Raw genomic sequence first — 18454 nt, 5'->3', positions numbered from 1 at the left:
CGATTTATACTTTTAGCAACTGACAAATGTCATATTTAACAATAATTAAAGCCTTTTTTCGATCCATTCTTTAAAACTGTAGAAGTTTTGAGGAGCTACTCCATGGCCTACAGGATATTCCGAATATTCGTTGTCCAAGCCGTGCATATTTAGATATACCGGTGCTTTTCGTGCCCAATCAACAGGTAAAACCTGATCTACAGATCCGTGTGAAATGTAATAGTCGGTAGCAATTGCTGGCGGCATTTCGGTTGGAATGAGGTCGTCATTGATATATCCGCTCAAAGCAACCACGTGGTTGACTAAGTTAGGGTAGTGGAAGCTCACAGCATAACTTAAAATGGCCCCTTGGCTAAAACCTAACAAGAAGGTCTTTTCCGGAGCAGTTTGAAATTCCTGCTGTATTTCTTTGACAAACTCAGCTATTTTCGTCACGGACGATTTCGCTTGTGGGATGTCAGAGAACTTTCCGTTTTGGTCGTCAAAGTTAATGGCGTACCAAGCATATCCTCCATAGCCCATATCAAACGGTGCTCTGGCACTGATAATCAACAATTCGTCCGGTAATTCTTCAGCAAAAGAAAACAGGTCTTGTTCATTACTGCCGTATCCGTGTAATAAGATGAGTAGCGGTGGTTGTGCTACCGCTGTTTTGGGTTTTCTAACGAGGTATTCTAAACTCATGTATTTTAGATCGATTTAAACCATTTTTCGAAGTAGGCTCCGAAAAAGGGTACTAATTTTTTGTCTTTATTTAGGGCTCCAACAAAGGCAACGGCCCATAAAACTACCAAACAGATTCCTGAGATATTGCTGGTTGTTTCTCCGGCGATTGGGCGAATTACCCAGGTATTGAGTACCGAAAAAACGTGTAAACCTATCATTTGACGAATGTGAAAACTCGTAAATGGATTCGGTTTTTTGTTGTTGTTTACAATGGCTATGGCCGTACCAATAATGGTCAAATAGGCAATAACACCGTATTTAGTATTGTTAGGAGTTCCCATAAGGTTTATTTTACTACTAGTTGCTCATTGGCGTAAATTCCGTACACGGTACCTCGTAAGGTTTTGTGATAGAATGCGCTGTTTTTAGAGGTCGATAGTACGTTCTTTTCTGTAAATTCATAACTGCCTTCAGGTGAAAATAAGCTGAGGTTTGCCTCGGCGTTTTCAACGATACTCACTGCATCCAATCCAAATCGTTTTCTTGGCTGTGTACTCAAACTGCGTACGATAGTTTCGAGGTCGAAAAGGCTGTTTAAAACTCCAAAAGCCGACTCTAATCCGATGGTTCCGTCTTTGGCAATGGAAAATTCTACCTTTTTGTATTCAATATCTATCGGGTTGTGATCGGTAGTGATCATATCAATGGTTCCATCTTGTACCCCTTCAATCAAGGCTTCTGTATCCGCTGAGGTTCGCAGTGGAGGATTTACTTTTTTCGTAGCTTCAAACTCACATAACTCATCGTCTGTTAAACTCAAGTTGTGAACGGCAACACTACAGCTAACATCCAAACCACGTGCTTTGGCATCTCTGATAAGAGCTACGGATTTTTTTGTCGAAATTGTTGGAATGTGTAGTTTACCACCGGTGTATTCTAACAAAAATAAATCGCGCGCTACTTGCAGTTCTTCTGCTAAGGCAGGAATTCCTTTGAGGCCGAGTTTGGTGCTGTTATAACCTTCGTGGGCCACTCCTTCACCTGCGATGTGTTTGTTTTTTGGAAAACTTTGAATGAGTCCGTCAAAGTTTTGTGCGTATAGCAAGGCAATTTTTAACAAATTGTCATTAGTTATAGGACGCTTGTAATCACCAAAAGCGATGGCTCCAGCTTGTTTCATATCAAACAATTCCGCCATTTCTACCCCTTCACTTTTTTGAGTCAAAGCACCAATAGGGTACAGGGTAGTGGCCGCTCCTTGTGCCTGGGTTAACCAGTACGATATGGCCGCTTTAGTTTCGGTAATTGGTTGGGTATAGGGATTTACAGCGACTGCGGTAAAACCCGATTTAGCAGCGACGTCAATACCGTGTTCAATGGTTTCACGCTCTTCGTAACCAGGGTCACCAAAACAAACACTCGAATCAAACCATCCGGGACTCACATGGAGGTCGTTTAGGTTGAGTACTTGGTAATCGTCTTGTTCAGCAATGGTGTCTTCGATGGCAATGATTGTGCCTTTTGATATTAAAATATCCTTAACTTGTAGGTGATACGGACTGGTGGTATCAATTATTTTAGCCGACTTTAACAGCGTTGTCATGGTTTGAAGAATTTTAAAATAAAAATTTCAAGAAGCAAAGATACAATGGAAACTCCTAAAAACCATTTCCAAAGCCAGTGAACTTCATTTTTTTTACGAATGTTAAGCACGGCTTCTTTGACGCTGTTGTGAATCGCTGTTTGTTGTTGTGCTGGCAAGGCTGCTGAAAGGTCGGTATATGTTAAACTACTTTCGAGAGCTGCGTAGTTGAAAGCGAGTGTTTTAAGTGTGTCTTTGTTTTTTACGGCATATGAAAAACCGGCGGTATTGGGTAATGCCTCGGTTTCTAGGCGTACTTTGTTTCTGAAGCGCTGTTGTAGTGGTATAAAGTTACTGCTAGCGTTCACAATACTTAAAACGGTGTTTGGGGCTACTTTTGCAGGAATATCAATACTGTTTTTTACGCCTGCTACATAGGATAATTTCGGGAGCTTAAAACTGCTTTTTCCCAAAGAGTACAAGGTAGGAACGATGAGAGAAGCTCTGGTGAAATTACTTACTGCTGGATTTATTGGGGCCGCCATCCAATACACATGGGGCTCGTTGGCTGTCGTTTGGGTTAAAAAGGCTTGCTGATTTTCTAAACTCAGTAAGGGTTTGTTGATGTTTAGCCGCGTAGGGTACCAACTACTGATTTTTGGATATTGAAAATTACTCACCTTTTTCTGAAATACCGATTGGAAAACGGGATGCTGGTAGTGTATGGAGGCAATAGACAAGCTGTCGTTTTGAACTTTTCGGAGTGTACCGATCTTCAGGCGTGTAAATAATTGCTGATAAGAGTCGGTATTGACTGCCACTCCAGGAATTACAAGTAGGGTTCCGCCCTGTAGGTGAAATTTTTGTAAGCTACTAATGAGGGTGCTAGGGAGGGTGTTTATTTCGTTGAGTACTATAAAATCTTGTTTTAGCAGTAAGTTGTAATCTACCGAATTTGCTGTGGCTTTGGTAAAGGTGAATTCGTCTTGTGTAAACACTCGTCCTAAATAAGGAGCGGGTTCGCCAATGGCCATAATATTGATTTTTTCACTGGAATCGATGTTAAAATAGTAGTGATTGTCGAAATCAAAATTATCCAAGAGGTCAATGCTAGCTTTTAAACGCAATTCTCGTTGGCGTGGAATGGTAAAGGTGACAATTTCTTGTGCATAATCATCGATGGAAAATAGTTGTTTGTTAAGGATACGTCCACGATCGTAAAGAGCCACCGGTACTTGTTTTCTAGCCGTTCCCTTGTTCGTTACATGCAGTGAAATGCGGAGGTTTTGAGCATTGTCATTGCCAATACTCACACTGTCAATGCTGATGTTGTTTTTTTGCTGAGGAGCCAACTGTACAAAGACTGTTTTTGCAGGCAGTTGTTCCAAGTCGGTTTTTGGGGCATTCTGAAAATCGGAGATTATAACCGGAGTTACACTGGTACCCAAGGTCTTTGTGAGGGTAGCAAACTGCAAGACAACTTGACCGTAGGTGAGTTCGGAAGCACTAGGCTTGCTGTTGAGCAAGAATTCCTTAAGGCTGGGGAGGTCTTGATTTAAGAGTTGTTGGTTGTGAGTGAACAAGCTGATATTGGCATCGGCGGGTAAACTTTCGAACAATTCTTGCGCCGCTATGTTTAATAATTTTCCTTTTGCTCCTTTCGCTTCCATACTCATTGAATTGTCTAAAAAAATGAGGTAGTTAGCTTGGGTGTCTGCTTGTTGATTGCTAAAATAGGGTTGCGCAAATGCCAATACTAGTCCGGCAAAGGCGAGCATTCTTAGCGATAAGACGAGCCATTTTTTTAAACGGGAGCTCTTTCGGGTTTGCAGCGCTAACTGCTGTAAAAACGCAACGTTGGTAAACGGTGTTTTGACAAAACGCTGTAATTGAAATAGGTGTACAATTATGGGAATGCACAGTAGGGCTAAAAAATAAAGAATCTCAGGATGTTTAAATAGCATGTATCGGGCAACTTAAAATATTTAGCGAAGTGTTTGCTTGCTGGTAATCCAGTGGTTTTGCACGCACTTCTGCGAGTAAAAATAACTAAAATCAACGTCATAGCGCAATTGAGTTAAAAATATGTTAGAAGGATACCACCTTTTCGACCAAAAGGTAAAATTTAGTATTTTTGAACTATGACTACAAAAGAGAGTGACTGTACTATTTCGGGAGGAATAGATTTACAGCAGCATTGGGAACAGGCTTACCGTACCAAGAACACAGAACAACTGGGATGGTACGAAGCAGATGCAGCACACAGCGTCGCACTTATCAAGGAAACAGGAGTAGCGACTTCAGCAAAAATTTTAAATATCGGTGTCGGCTCGTCCGTACTTATAGACCAATTGGTAGCAGAGGGCTACGAGCAAGTAATTGCCAATGACTTGTCTGGAAAAGCATTGGAGGATATCGAAATCCGATTAGGAGCAGCCTCGAAAAACGTCGCGTTTATACAAGACGATTTGTTGGAAGGGAACCGTTTAGCGGCACTCGGCCCGGTGGCCGTTTGGAACGACCGAGCGGTACTGCACTTTTTTACTGAAAAACGCGATTGGGAACGCTATTTTAGCCTTTTAAACAAGGTGTTAATGCCAGGAGGGTATGCTATTATTGCCGTTTTTTCAGAAACGGGAGTTCAGAAATGCTGTGGCTTGCCCGTGCAGCGCTATACCGAGGAATTGTTGACCGAAAGAATGGGAAGCAACTTTAGCCTACTCAAGAGTTTTGAAACCACTTTTATCAATCCCAATGGCGGCGAGCGCCCTTATATTTACACCTTATTCCAGAAAAAAGACCTTTAAATGAAAGCAATTACAGTACCCTTTAAAACCACTGGTTTTTTTTCAAAAACCATGACGGATTATTTAGATAGAGACCCTAAAACCACCCCTTTTTACCACCGTTTTCCGGAGTTAGCCAATTTTCGAGCACAGATTGATGAAAAGCAGGCTTCATTCTCGCCAGACACGAGGGCAGTGCTCGTCAAAGCCTTAGAAGGGCAATACCAAACAACGACCGTATCAGCAGCAACGAGGGAACACCTCAGTAAGTTGGCGAACCCAACGACCTTTACAGTAACTACGGGGCACCAGTTAAACCTGTTTACCGGGCCTTTGTACTTTTTATACAAAATTATCAATGCTATTAATTTAGCTGAGGAGTTGGCACAACAGTTTCCGGAGTATCATTTTGTTCCCGTTTATTGGATGGCTACCGAAGACCACGATTTTGAAGAAATCAACTACTTTAATTTTAAGGGCAAAAAAGTAACCTGGAATACTGGACAAACGGGACCCGTTGGGCGATTTTCAACGGAAGGATTGGATGAGGTTGCAAGTATTTTTGCGGAGCATTTAGGGACTTCTAAAAATGCTCGTGCTTTAAAAGAACTTTTTCATAAGGCCTATGCTGAAAAGGCGACTTTGGCCGAAGCTACTCGCTTTTTAGCCAATGAATTGTTTGGAGAAGAAGGACTTGTTATCGTAGATGGTGATGACAGCGCACTCAAAGGGCTCTTTCGCCCCTATGTACAAGACGAGCTGGAACAGCAACTATCGCATCACAAGGTACAGGAAACGATTGCCGCTCTAGAAGCATCGTATAAAGTTCAGGTAAACCCGAGAGAAATTAATTTGTTCTTTATTAAAAACGGATTGCGCGAGCGCATTGTATTAGAAGAAAATGTATACCGCGTATTGCATACTGATTGGCGCTGGAATAAAGAGGAACTCTTGGCACATTTAGAAGCGCATCCGGAAGATTTTTCTCCCAATGTGATTATGCGACCTTTGTATCAAGAAGTGATTTTACCGAACCTCTGTTATATTGGAGGTGGAGGAGAGCTCGCCTATTGGTTTCAGCTAAAAGCTTATTTTGAGGCTGTAGGGGTGCCATTTCCGATGTTATTACTGCGTAATTCGGTACAGGTGATGACTCAAAAACAAGAAGAAAAACTACAGAAATTAAACATCAGCACAGAGGAACTCTTTTTAAACCAACACGAGTTGGTAAAGAAAAAGGTAGAAGAACAGGCGGTAGTGAGTTATGATTTTGCACAACAGCGGGCCACATTGCAGGAGCAGTTTGCTACTTTAGCGCAATTGGCAAAACAAACAGATGTTTCTTTTGTAGGAGCTGTGGAGGCACAAGAAAAAAAGCAATTAAAAGGGTTGGCAATGCTTGAGAAACGCATGCTAAGGGCCGAAAAACGCAATCAGTCTGATCGTGTGCAACGCATCCAAAGTATACAAGACGCGCTGTTACCCAACCAGAGTTTGGAAGAACGACAACGCAATTTTTCGGAGTACTACTTGGCCTATGGTCCAGAATTTATTTCCACCTTAAAAAAAGAATTAGCACCGCTATCGTTGGCGTTTACCGTGTTGGTATTGGAATAAGTACTATTTTTGCAAGCATTTACTTATAACAAATGAAGGCACTACACCCAAATAATGTACATAACAAAGCCTATGACTTTGAACTGCTAGTCCGTGCGGTTCCTGCGTTGGAGGCGTTTGTATTGGAAAGGCATGGTCGAAAAACGTTGGACTTTGCAAATGCTAAGGCGGTAAAACTGTTTAATACGGCGTTGTTATCGGTACATTACCAAGTTGCTTATTGGGAGTTTCCTTCCGAAAATTTATGTCCTCCAATACCGGGGCGTGTAGACTATATTCATTATCTAAACGATTTGCCGGTAAGCGGGAAAAATTCTCGAGTGCTCGATATCGGAACGGGAGCTACTTGTGTTTATCCTATTTTAGGGAAGGCAGTTTACAATTGGGATTTTGTCGGAACGGATATCGATCCTAAATCCTTAAAAACTGCGGCTACCATAGTAGGTGAAAACGGGCTTGAGGGGGCTATAAGTTTCCGTCATCAACGAGACAAGACATCGGTATTAAAAGGGATTGTTAAGCAGGAGGATAAGTTTCAGTTTAGCATGTGTAATCCACCATTTTATCGATCTGCTGAGGAAGCGGCTGCGGCGAACTCACGGAAAACAAAAAATCTAAAGACGGCACGTGGACGCAATTTTTCAGGAAATACCAATGAGTTGTGGTATCAAGGTGGTGAAAAGGCCTTTTTACATACGTATTTATACGAGAGTTCATTATTTCCGGAGCTTTGCGAGTGGTTTACGAGTTTGGTATCAAAGAAAGACAATATACTCAGTTTAAAGAAATCTGCCAAAAAGCTAGGTGTTCAGGACTTCCGCATTATTGATATGCAGCAGGGGAATAAACTTACCCGAATTGCTTGTTGGCGTTACTAAGCTCTTCCTTAAGTGGAGGTATATGAGTAAGATATATTGAGGGGTAGCTAGTTGCCTCTAGTAAATTGGCAATTTAAAAGAAAGGCTGGGTACTTTACTGTCCTCAATATTTTATTGGTAAAAGAAAATTGAATTTGACAAAAGTATGGAAAAGTGGTTGCGAATTTTAATCCCGACGGTTTTGGCAGGGAGTTTTGCGCTATGGAGTTGTCATACGCATACAGGCAGCGTGAATTCGGCTGCCGCAAAAAATGAGGTCAAGGTAACTAATAAAGAAACTGAACGGTATCCCTTTTGTCTCAGCACTCAGCCGGTAGATAAAGCAAGTGATATACACCGACCTCAAAATATTGAAGACAACTTTTTGTCTGATTCTGATTTCAATAAAATGTTAGGAGGTATTGCTCATAAAACTAAAATTAAAATTGATTCTACAGTCATTTATACTACGCATAAAGATTTTCAAAGAGAAATCATAGTGTCAAAAGCATGTATAAATGATAAAGCATTTGGAGAAAATTTAATGAAAGAACTTTTTGTTTCTGATTTCATATATGATCAAATTAGCTTGATTAAATCTGAAAACAAGAACATTATTAATTTCGGAGATGCACTCATCTATGAATATGAAATTATTGGTGGTTCAGAATACAATCCTCATCATATCACCTTAGTTCTTAAAGAAGAGGGGGCTAATTATGTTGGGATTTCTATTTGTTCGGATGGTATGAGGTGGGAAAAAGTTGCTGAAGGAGCCTATTTACCACTGTTTGTTGAACGTGTTCGAATACATAAGCAATATGAAATCCCAATGTTATATATGAAAAATAAGTTTATTCCCTTAGGATACCATAAAATCCCAGAATTGTGGAAAGAAGATTAGAAAATCTTAAAGGAGTAGTGACTAAAAAAGGAAAGGATGGAGATGAGGCACCTCCTGTTATTAATACTGAAGAAAAAGCTAGCGTAAAACACGTTACTAGTTCTGATCATAGAGGAGCGGCTTCCGTTATGCATTCACTTAGAAAAGTTCTGGATCGCACAGAAGTTAGAATAGCAACAAAAAACAAACCTGAAATAAATAATATGGTTTATGACCAATTGTTAAAAAATAGAAATTTAGAGTTTAATGCTTTAGAAAAAAGTACGGATTTACATAAATTAGACATCCAAGATAAATATTTCCTTGATTTTTTGGAAATAGTAAACGGAGGTTATTTTTATAATAATTCTTTTCATATTTACGGTATTTCTGAAAAATTAGATTTTCATGACCTGAGATTTATGGATAATTTTTTCCATGAAAGTTATCAAGAAATAGTTAAAGGGATGAAGTTTTTTGCTGAAGATGTTTTTGGAAATCCCTTTGCCTTCCTAAATAATAAGGTTTATTTATTTACTATTGAAACGGCAGAGATTGAATGTTTAGCTGAAAATTTTAAAGACTTTATTAAGTTATTATATGAGGATTTAGATTATTTAACAGGGATGAAACTTGCTGCTGAATTAAGTCAAAATGATAATAAATCACTTACAGAGGGAAAAAGGCTTTCGGCTAAACAGCCTTTTATAATTGGAGGAGAATATGAGTTAAGTAATTTATATCTTAAAGATTTTAAAAAAAATATAACTTATAATTCTTCAATAGCAAAACAAGTATATTATGTGCCTGATGGAACTAAAATTAAAATTGTCACTAAGGATAATGATTAAGTATAGCTTTTTATTTTTAAGTTTCCTGAGCTCATGTTGTAGCTTAAATTGTAATGATTTCAAAAAAGGACATTTTATAGTTCCAAGCGACTCAGAAAATACAAAACCTTATACAATTATTAGAGATCACAATTCTCAGATAGAAATAGATGTGAAGGTGTAAAGAGATATTCTAAAATAGAATGGCTTAATGATTGTACATATATTTTAAGGTATGATGATTCCAAAATGGAATTAACCGAATTTCAAAAAGAGGTTAATAAAAATGGAGGTATCGTAGTACAAGTGGTAAATGTTGACAATAATTGTTTTAATTACACATCAAAGATAAAAGGCGCTCCCGATAATGAAAAAATAAACGGAGTTTAAGTAAAAAATAATTTGGAAATTCATAACAAATTTGTTGTGGTTTTTTCTATGATCTAAAGTGAACCCCGCGCTCCCGTATGATTGTATCGTTTAATTGAGTAGGAGTGAGTAATAGCAACAAATTAATAATTAAAAGTGGCAAGAAGATGGACTTAGGTTCATCTTTTTGTTGTTTAGGACTATAGTTTATTATAATTTTACTAGGCTTGGATATAGGTTAAGTATGGCTAAACACGTTCTTATACATACGATTGCAATACTTCTGGACTAATGGTAGTCAAGACAGTAAGTGGAAGTTTATCGAGTCCGGTAACTACGGAATACGCCGGGAACTATATTTACAACAAGGTTTCGGGTCGTGGAGTTTCGGTAAGCTTAGCGTTCTTTAACCACCCAGAGGGTTATGTAAGTAATGATAGCGGAAGTTTAAACTATGTATACCAGTATAAAGACCACCTAGGAAATGTTCGATTGTCATATACCGATGCTAATAAGGATGGTATTGTAACTGCTTCTACTGAGATTGTTGAGGAATCTAATTACTATCCTTTTGGACTTAAACATCACGGATACAATAATAACGTCTCATCCCTTGGAAATTCTACCGCGCAGAAGTTTGGGTATAATGGAAAAGAGCTTAATGAAGAACTTGGTTTAGAATGGCATGACTTCGGGGCTAGAAATTACAATCCTTCCTTAGGTAGATGGATGAATATTGACCCATTAGCAGAACAAATGCGTAGGCACTCTCCGTATAATTATGCGTTTAACAATCCTATTTATTTTATTGATCCTGATGGAATGGCGCCTCAAGATATTATATTAGATTCAAAAATGTCCAAGACGGAGAGGAAAACGATCTTAGCTGATTTACAGAAATTAACCGATGACAAGTTGTCTATGGATGGAAACAAAGTCATTATTTCAAAGAAGAATAAAGGAAAAAAAGAAAACGGAACAGGATTGATAAGGGCTTTAATAGGTCATGAAAAAACTGTGACTATTAATGTTAGTAGTAAGGATCAAGGAGCGATGGAGGAAGCTGTTAACAAAGCAAATTCAACAAATGGTAAAGGCTCGGATAGTATAGTAACTATTGGTTCATACAGTATTGCTGACGATTTAAAAACAGAAGTATACAAATTATATGATGGGGTTCCTAAAATGCTGGTTGAGGATAAAAATACCGGTAAGTCTGTTCTTGAGTCACAACCTAATGAGCTTACTTTAGGTCATGAGTTATCTCATTCTTTAGCTACCATGGACGGAGCATCTGTGTCTTTAGATACAAAAGTCTTGTATCGTTATCGAGGACAAGATGGTAAATATAAAACGGCATGGGAAAGAAAAGAAGAGCTTTATGCAACAGGTATTTATAGTAGACCCTCAACATCTAAGAGACGTAAATATTATTCAGAAAATGATTTGAGAAAGGATAGAGGTTTAAATAAAAGGATAAAGTATTAAATATGAAGTTTAAAAGTGTTTTTATGGTTTTAATTTTGTTTAGCTTACTTTCTAGTTGTAGAACAAAATTTTCGAATAAAGTTTTTTATGCTAATTATGGTTGCGCCCATATTTTTGAGTTTTCTAGGGATGGTTTTGGCTCTTTGAAAGTTGGAGAGTATGATCTAGATCTTAATGAAAAAGGAACTAACCTTAATAATATAAAGTTTGAAAAGAGTTTTAAAATGAAGGACTCTAATTTAAGGAGGTTAAATGAGATAATAGATACAATTGAGAATCAAAAACTAATTTTGACTGATAGAACTAGAAAAGGAGCATGGTATTTTGGATTGACTATAGAAAATAAAACTAAAGTTAGAATTTATGGAGAGATGACAGATTCCTATAATGAAATATTAAGAATTTTACTAGAAAGCTCTAAAGGTAGGTCTAGTTTTGATTGCTCGGACTATTAAATAGATTACAACCTGGAGTAACTACATTTGTTGGTACAAATTTTTGAAGTCCATAAGTATTAAATTTGAATTATGGAAAAACGAGTTCACAGTATTGAATTTAAGACGATGATTGTAGAGTTGAAACAATCAGGAATGTCTACCAAAGATTTAAGCAAAGAATATGACTTAAACCCGATAGCGCGGACTTGCAGTCCGTGCCGAGTATGAGTAATTAATTAGAAATTAACTTTTAAAAATAATAAAGATAAAGCCACGTTATGAGTAATTGTAACGTGGTTTTTTATTTATAGGCCTGTTGTGTTTTATAGTCTCTAATCACAGAATCTATGATAGAAAATAAGTGAGTTTTAAAATCACTAGACATCTCTTCAATAGCTTGTAAACGTTGTAATGTTTTTTGTCAAAAGAAGCATTTATACCTTCCCCTCGCTAGCGCTCGAATCCTTTCGGGTGCCAAGCAAGAGTAGGCAAGAACAATAATTAAATATATAAAACCACAACATTTTTATAAGTGTTGTAGTTTTTTGTTTTTAAGATATCGGTAACTTTTAATTGCATAGAACAACTAGATATAAGAAGAAGTTGATGTTTTTACCATAAACAAGATAAAGAGTGTAAGCTTCCCCAAGTTAGAACTGCTTACTTGTAGAATTTTTTCAAAATTACAATAGTTTATTTTGTGTTTACTGTAATTTTACTAGGTTTGGATATAGGTCAAGTAAGGCTACACAAGTTCTTATATATACAATTTCAATACTATTGGGCTATCGTTCGCCAAGACGGTAAGTGGAAGTTTATCGAGTCCGGTAACTACGGAATACGCCGGGAACTATATTTACAACAAGGTTTCGGGTCGTGGAGTATCGGTGAACTTAGCCTTCTTTAACCACCCAGAGGGTTATGTAAAAACAAGCAGTGGCGCCTTTCACTATGTATACCAATATAAGGATCATTTTGAGGGCGGAGCGTTAATAAAAGGTATGGTATACCTTTTTAGCGAACGAGCCATCTGGCGGGTTGGTAAAAGAGTATAATATATCGATAATAACAATGATGGTGTTATTTCTCCAAGTACGGAAATTATCGAGGAAATCGACGAAGGCGATTCACCGAATACCAAAATAAGTAAAGAACGGTGAGGTAATCTAATTACTATCCTTTTGGTTTAAAACATAAAGGGTATAATAACGTGGTTACTTCAACAAATCCTGCTCAGAATTACAAGTTTAATGGAAAAGAACTCAATGAAGAGCTTGGGTTAAATTGGTATGACTATGGAGCAAGAAACTATGATGCTTCAATAGGTAAATGGTTTAATATAGACCCTCTTGCTGAAAAGTATAGTGGAGTATCCCCATATGTATATTCATCAAATAACCCTGTTTTATTTGTTGACCCTGACGGAGAAGATGTTCATATATCTATTGGAAATAAACCAGTGGGAACAACATCAATTAGATTAATTGGAGCTAGTGGTGAAGCCCCTAGAGAGGTGCAGATTGATATTTATGAAATGACAGTAACTGATGATGTCACTGGAACAACATCAACATATTATGTCACTAGAGACGCTCCATTATTAAATCAAAGCAATCCAGTAAATGAAGCTAATGGGGTTTTAGAATTTTTTGGATTAGATGACGATACTTTTAATGTTACTAATACAGCTTTTGAGCCAGCTAATGGAGATGGAGAATATAAAGCTGTAGCTCTTCAAGATCCTTCTGGAACAGATTTAGAGGCATTAGCTTTGAGAAATGAAGATGGTTCCTCTGAACTCGATGTAGAGCCAAATGAGAGTCCTGAAAGAAAAAAAGGAAAAAAAGATAAAGCTACTGGGGTTATGATTCATGTCGGTGGTAGTTATCAAAAAAATGACGGAAAAACTTATGTAGTAGGCTCTTTTGGTTGTTTTGGTTTATGTGACAAAGATTCAGGAAACAAAGGAGCGAAAAACTTCATTAAGGATATTGTTAATAGAAGAAATAAAAATAAAAAAGCAAAAAAAGGTACAGGTATTAATGTGACAGTAAAAAAACGAAAAAATGTTAACTGGGATTGGGAAGTTGATAAAAAAGGAAATAAAACAAACTAAATTTAGATGAAAAAAATGTTAATAATACTGAGTTTTGTCTCGATTTTATCGTGCAAACACTCTGAAATCACAAAAGAGGATATTATTGGTAATTGGTATAGTGAGAAAATAACTTTGGAAGTTACTGAAACCAATATAATTAGAAAAGAAAATGGTAATAAAATAGTTTACAATAATTATTCGATTTCTAAAGACACATTAAAACTCATTCAAGAATCTAAATTTGAATTACATTTGATTTCTTTAAAAAATGGGAAACTAATTTTTAATCCAATTAATGCTTTTGAAAAAGATATCCAATTAATGGATCAGACAATTTTTGTAAAAAAAGAATAGGACAACTTATTATTTATCTTAAACGCTCATCCTAACCCGATGAGCGTTTCTTTTTTATGCTTATATATTTCCCAAAAACTCAAAATCGGTTATACTATTATTAACAACCAAGTAGCCTAACCCCTCTTTTATGAGGACATGGTTCAAATAGCCTTAGGCACAAACCAGACTAAAAAACCCATCATCATGGGTTGTGCTGGTTTGTGCTACACCATAGAAATTTGTGTGTTTACTGTAATTTTACTAGGTTTGGATATAGGTCAAGTAAGGCTACACAAGTTCTTATACATACAATTTCAATACTATTGGGCTATCGTTCGCCAAGACAGTAAGTGGAAGTTTATCGAGTCCGGTAACTACGGAATACGCCGGGAACTATATTTACAACAAGATTTCGGGGCGTGGAGTATCGGTGAACTTAGCATTCTTTAACCACACAGAGGGCTATGTAAAAACAAGCAGTGGTGCCTTTGACTATGTATACCAATATAAGGATCATTTTGAGGGCGGAGCGTTAATAAAAGGTATGGTATACCTTTTTAGCGAACGAGCCAGCTGGCGGGTTGGCAAAGAGTATCATATATAGATAATAATAAGGATGGTGTTATTACTCCAAGTACGGAATTTAGCGAGGAAATCGACGAAGGAGATTCACCGAATACCAAAATAAGTAAAGAACGGTGAGGTAATCTAATTACTATCCTTTTGGATTGAAACATCACGGATACAATAATAACGTCTCATCCCTTGGAAATTCTACCGCGCAGAAGTTTGGGTATAACGGAAAAGAGCTTAACGAAGAACTTGGAATACAATGGCACGACTTCGGTGCTAGAAATTACAATCCTTCCTGAGGTAGGTGGATGAATTTAGACCCACTTGCTGAGGATTATGTTAGATGGTCGCCATATACATATACTATGAATAATCCTATATTTTTTATTGATCCAGATGGAAAGAGAATAAAAATTGGAGATAGTTATTATTCTTATGAAAAAGATAGAAATTATGATGATAATGAAAATTATACCTCAAGAAGGGAAAATACATCAACCCAGTACAAAATTCTTTCTTCAATTCATGGAGACTTAAGTTTTACAAATAAAGAAGAAGAATATACAACAACTCTTGCGAATCAAGCAAATGAAAAATTAAAAGAAGATAAAAGAACTAATTATTTAATTGAGCCTTATACTACGGTTGGCACAACTACAAAAGAAAAAAAGAAGTGATGATAAAAAATATATTTGAAAAATTATTCATATTTATTTTTTTATGTGGTTCATGTAACCAAAGCAAGATTATGAATAAAAAAATAGAGATTATAAAAAATAGCTCTTCCTTAGTTTATGATGATGATATGATAACTTCTCAAAACCTTAGTAGGTTTTTTGGTAAAGATTCTCTTTTTATAAGAAAGACTATTAAAATGAGTGATGGTTTTTCCAGTGAATTAAGGAATATAATAGATGAAATTAAAAAAACTAAAAAGAAATATTATTCAATAGCCCTTGGGGCTTATGAATATGCTATGATTTTTGATAAGGATACATTGTATACTAGTCGGGATTTAGGTTTCTGGAGATATAGAAATAAAAGTATTTTATACAAAAGTAACCTAGTTAATGATATTGTAAATAATATAGGATTTAATAAATTGAATAATTAAAACAAGCAAGAAGATGGACTTAGGTTCATCTTTTTGTTGTTTAGGACCATAGATTGTCGTAATTTTACTAGGTTTGGATATAGGTCAAGTAAGGCTACACAAGTTCTTATACATACAATTTCAATACTATTGGGCTATCGTTCGCCAAGACAGTAAGTGGAAGTTTATGGATTCCGGTAACTACGGAATACGCCGGGAACTATATTTACAACAAGGTTTCGGGTCGTGGAGTTTCGGTAAGCTTAGTATTCTTTAACCACCCAGAGGGTTATGTAAGTAATGATAGCGGAAGTTTAAACTATGTATACCAGTATAAAGACCACCTAGGAAATGTTCGCTTATCTTGTACCGATGCTAATAACGATGGTATTGTAACTGCTTCTACTGAGATCGTGGAAGAAAGTAATTATTATCCCTTCGGCTTAAAACATAAAAGGTATAATGGGAATGTTTCTTCTTTAGGAAATAGTGTTGCACAGAAGTGGAAGTATAATGGTAAGGAATTTGACCAAAGTTTAGGGTTGAACATGTACGACTACGGGGCAAGATTTTATGACCCTGCTGTAGGTAGGTGGTTTACTCCAGATGCTATGGCTGAAAAGTACTATGACCAGTCTATTTATACTTACACACTAAACAACCCTATTCTTTTTGTAGATCCAGATGGGAACCAAGTGGCGATGTGCTGTGAAGATTTGCTTAATTGGGCGAATGAATACCGCAAAGGAGCTTGGGAAGCAGGAATGAATATGATTACAGGGGTAGCAACATCAACATATAACAATATTTCTAATGGTGTTAATGCAGTAAACAAAGTGGTTGATGCTTATCAAGAAGGCGGCGTTAATGTTGCAGCGGGAGAATATGTAAATCAAGTTTATGAAACAAACGGGGCTAAATCAACAGTAGAAACAGTTAGTACTGCTGCACAAGGTGATCCCAAAGCTATTGGTAAAACAGCAGTTATAGTAACTGCTTTGGTTATGACTAGACAAGTTGGTAAATCCAAATTATCTACGACAAGCACTGGGAGTAAAGTAGATTTAATGGGAGGTAAAAATGGTACAAAAGGTTATACTAATTTTGATAAAGTAGCGGAGACAGGTATAGTTGATGATGTAGCAAACTTTGGTAAACACTTTGGGAAAAATGCTGTCTATGAGGTAGTTGTAAATAATCTACAAGCGTCTTTTCTGAAAGAAGTTACAAATTCTATGCAGTCAGGAGGAAAAATTATTGTTAGAGGTACTATGTCCAATAAATTTTTTAATAAAATTTTTAATGGAAAAGCTGATGGACTTAACGGTTACAATGTAAAAAGTAAAACTATTAACGTTGAAAATAAAGGATATACAAGAACAGATGTGAAGCCTGTGACAGGTCAAATCAATGAAATTATTTTGGAAAGAAATTAACTATGATAGTACGTGAGAAAATTGAAGAATTAGATTCATTTGAATCCTATTTTAAAGTTATATATAGAGATGAAACTAGCTTAATAATAGCGTATTTTAATTTAGGTATTAGCGAACATAGTGAGTTGAATTTGGAAGAAAGATTAAAATATATTGATAGAGCGTATTTGGTATGCGAGGATATAACATTTTTGTCTATTAATAATTGCGTAATTAAAAATTTAAAAATAAACTCTCCATCATTTTATTTTGGAGGGTTTGATTTGAATAACAACGATGATGAAAAAATAAATGATATAGAAGTTAAGGCTAATAATATATATTTAAAATTGCCTGATAATTTTATAATATCAAATTCTTTATGGTCACCATTTAAAGTTGATAACAATTTATTTAAAGTCATACCAAAATCAAAAGTAGATAATTTACTAGAGTTTAAAAATTACCTCGATAGCAAGGACTTGTAGTCCCCGTATATAAAAATGCAAACCACTCTACGGAGTGGTTTTTTATTGCAGCACGTTTTGCAGTTTAGTCTGCTTGATAAAGGCATCAAGCATAGCAAAAACGTGTTCTTTATCCTTGGGATTCATCTTGGTAACTTCCTGTATGCGCTCAATCATTTTTTTATCGAGTTCCAAATCGGTATGACCCACAAGCCAATCAAGGGAAACGTTTAAAAGTTCAGCCATTTTAGCAACAGCTTCAATAGATGGCTTCATCTAACCAAAGGATTTTATTACATAAGACAAAAATATGGAGGGCCTATTATTTATTTTATGCACACAGCTAAATTGAATCAAAAAGATAACGATATGTTAGGTTATAGCAATATAAGTTATTACAGCTCTTCTTATACAGCTGATGGAACTCGTTTAGTTTCTGCAACCAAAGAATTGAAAGATTTTTACAAAGGTTTAACAAAGTATATAAAAGGTAATTCTAAAATATGTTTTCCTCATTACAAAAGAAAAATATGGTTAGGAAACAATGCTCATAAGAGTGTTTTATCAGGAACATTATTGCAAGATGTACAATCAGATGTATTAGAAATGATTTATGAAAATTAAATATGTATACATTACTGTTTTGTTTTTTGTGAACACAATAACAGCTCAGAGCAATTTTGAAGGAATTATAAAATATAAATTGTCTTTTCAGTATAAGTCAGGAGAAATGACCGATGAAGAATCTACTCATGCTCCCACATAATTGTATTGTGTGGTCGAGTAAGAGTGAGTAAGAACAACCTATTAATATTTAAAACAAACAAAAAGATGTACTTCGTTGCACCTTTTTGTTGTTTAGGATTATAGTTTATTATAATTTTACTAGGTTTGGATATAGGTCGAGTAAGGCTACACAAGTTCTTATACATACAATTTCAATACTATTGGGCTATC

Annotated in this window: 19 protein-coding genes and 1 pseudogene; 15 read left to right on the top strand and 5 right to left on the bottom strand. The window is 36.2% G+C overall.

Going from position 1 to position 18454, the window contains the following annotated elements; translation table 11 throughout:
- Positions 1-45: 45 nt before the first annotated feature.
- From ACKTS5_RS14030 to ACKTS5_RS14015, 4 genes are read right to left on the bottom strand one after another with little or no spacing between them, the layout of a single operon-like run.
- Positions 46-684, bottom strand: a complete 639-nt coding sequence (locus ACKTS5_RS14030; RefSeq protein WP_408044507.1) for an alpha/beta hydrolase — start codon at positions 682-684, stop codon at positions 46-48.
- A 5-nt stretch (positions 685-689) separates the two neighbouring features.
- On the bottom strand, positions 690-1007 hold the full coding sequence (locus tag ACKTS5_RS14025; protein WP_408044506.1) for a hypothetical protein: 318 nt from the start codon (positions 1005-1007) through the stop codon (positions 690-692).
- Between the two features lie 5 nt (positions 1008-1012).
- On the bottom strand, positions 1013-2269 hold the full coding sequence (locus ACKTS5_RS14020) for a dihydroorotase (protein WP_408044505.1): 1257 nt from the start codon (positions 2267-2269) through the stop codon (positions 1013-1015).
- Positions 2266-4212 carry a BatA domain-containing protein gene (locus ACKTS5_RS14015; protein WP_408044504.1) on the bottom strand — a complete coding sequence of 649 codons (1947 nt, stop codon included), beginning with the start codon at positions 4210-4212 and terminating at the stop codon, positions 2266-2268. Before ACKTS5_RS14015 ends, ACKTS5_RS14020 begins: the two co-directional genes overlap by 4 nt.
- A gap of 177 nt (positions 4213-4389) precedes the next feature.
- Between ACKTS5_RS14015 and ACKTS5_RS14010 the strand changes: the two genes are divergently transcribed.
- From ACKTS5_RS14010 to ACKTS5_RS13945, 14 genes and pseudogenes are all read left to right on the top strand, one after another.
- Positions 4390-5055: a class I SAM-dependent methyltransferase gene (locus ACKTS5_RS14010; RefSeq protein WP_408044503.1), complete on the top strand. Its 666-nt coding sequence runs from the start codon at positions 4390-4392 to the stop codon at positions 5053-5055.
- The gene (gene bshC, locus ACKTS5_RS14005; protein ID WP_408044502.1) at positions 5056-6651 is read left to right on the top strand and encodes a bacillithiol biosynthesis cysteine-adding enzyme BshC; all 1596 of its coding nucleotides are present in this window, start codon (positions 5056-5058) and stop codon (positions 6649-6651) included.
- A gap of 32 nt (positions 6652-6683) precedes the next feature.
- Positions 6684-7529 carry a 23S rRNA (adenine(1618)-N(6))-methyltransferase RlmF gene (gene rlmF, locus ACKTS5_RS14000; RefSeq protein WP_408044501.1) on the top strand — a complete coding sequence of 282 codons (846 nt, stop codon included), beginning with the start codon at positions 6684-6686 and terminating at the stop codon, positions 7527-7529.
- Positions 7530-7674: 145 nt separating this feature from the next.
- The gene (locus ACKTS5_RS13995) at positions 7675-8412 is read left to right on the top strand and encodes a hypothetical protein (RefSeq protein WP_408044500.1); all 738 of its coding nucleotides are present in this window, start codon (positions 7675-7677) and stop codon (positions 8410-8412) included.
- On the top strand, positions 8397-9242 hold the full coding sequence (locus ACKTS5_RS13990) for an SMI1/KNR4 family protein (RefSeq protein ID WP_408044499.1): 846 nt from the start codon (positions 8397-8399) through the stop codon (positions 9240-9242). Before ACKTS5_RS13995 ends, ACKTS5_RS13990 begins: the two co-directional genes overlap by 16 nt.
- A gap of 228 nt (positions 9243-9470) precedes the next feature.
- Positions 9471-9611 carry a hypothetical protein gene (locus ACKTS5_RS13985; protein ID WP_408044498.1) on the top strand — a complete coding sequence of 47 codons (141 nt, stop codon included), beginning with the start codon at positions 9471-9473 and terminating at the stop codon, positions 9609-9611.
- Positions 9612-9881: 270 nt separating this feature from the next.
- On the top strand, positions 9882-11078 hold the full coding sequence (locus tag ACKTS5_RS13980; protein ID WP_408044497.1) for an RHS repeat-associated core domain-containing protein: 1197 nt from the start codon (positions 9882-9884) through the stop codon (positions 11076-11078).
- Positions 11079-11080: 2 nt separating this feature from the next.
- Positions 11081-11533 carry a hypothetical protein gene (locus ACKTS5_RS13975; protein ID WP_408044496.1) on the top strand — a complete coding sequence of 151 codons (453 nt, stop codon included), beginning with the start codon at positions 11081-11083 and terminating at the stop codon, positions 11531-11533.
- 1165 nt (positions 11534-12698) lie between these two features.
- Positions 12699-13631, top strand: a pseudogene (locus ACKTS5_RS13970) (RHS repeat-associated core domain-containing protein); the annotation flags it as partial.
- Between the two features lie 6 nt (positions 13632-13637).
- Positions 13638-13967, top strand: a complete 330-nt coding sequence (locus ACKTS5_RS13965; RefSeq protein WP_408044495.1) for a hypothetical protein — start codon at positions 13638-13640, stop codon at positions 13965-13967.
- 920 nt (positions 13968-14887) lie between these two features.
- Positions 14888-15199, top strand: a complete 312-nt coding sequence (locus ACKTS5_RS13960) for a hypothetical protein (RefSeq protein WP_408044494.1) — start codon at positions 14888-14890, stop codon at positions 15197-15199.
- A complete protein-coding gene (locus ACKTS5_RS13955) occupies positions 15199-15636 on the top strand; it encodes a hypothetical protein (protein ID WP_408044493.1) in 438 nt (145 codons plus the stop codon). The genes ACKTS5_RS13960 and ACKTS5_RS13955 overlap by 1 nt, the downstream gene beginning before the upstream one ends.
- Positions 15637-16028: 392 nt before the next feature.
- Positions 16029-17051 (top strand): RHS repeat-associated core domain-containing protein, encoded by a 1023-nt coding sequence (locus ACKTS5_RS13950; protein WP_408044492.1) that lies wholly within the window; start codon positions 16029-16031, stop codon positions 17049-17051.
- A 2-nt stretch (positions 17052-17053) separates the two neighbouring features.
- Positions 17054-17518 carry a hypothetical protein gene (locus ACKTS5_RS13945; RefSeq protein ID WP_408044491.1) on the top strand — a complete coding sequence of 155 codons (465 nt, stop codon included), beginning with the start codon at positions 17054-17056 and terminating at the stop codon, positions 17516-17518.
- Between the two features lie 42 nt (positions 17519-17560).
- Here the strand turns inward: ACKTS5_RS13945 and ACKTS5_RS13940 are convergent, their stop codons facing one another.
- On the bottom strand, positions 17561-17773 hold the full coding sequence (locus ACKTS5_RS13940) for an XRE family transcriptional regulator (RefSeq protein WP_408044490.1): 213 nt from the start codon (positions 17771-17773) through the stop codon (positions 17561-17563).
- 57 nt (positions 17774-17830) lie between these two features.
- On the opposite strand from ACKTS5_RS13940, the gene ACKTS5_RS13935 reads away from it, so the two are divergent.
- Entirely contained in the window at positions 17831-18121 is a 291-nt protein-coding gene (locus ACKTS5_RS13935) for a hypothetical protein (RefSeq protein WP_408044489.1), read from the top strand.
- Positions 18122-18454: the final 333 nt, after the last annotated feature.

Origin of the sequence: Tenacibaculum litopenaei (genome assembly GCF_964514025.1) — a bacterium.
GTDB classification, from domain to species: Bacteria; Bacteroidota; Bacteroidia; order Flavobacteriales; family Flavobacteriaceae; genus Polaribacter; species Polaribacter litopenaei.
This window is presented reverse-complemented; position numbering and strand designations above follow the sequence as displayed.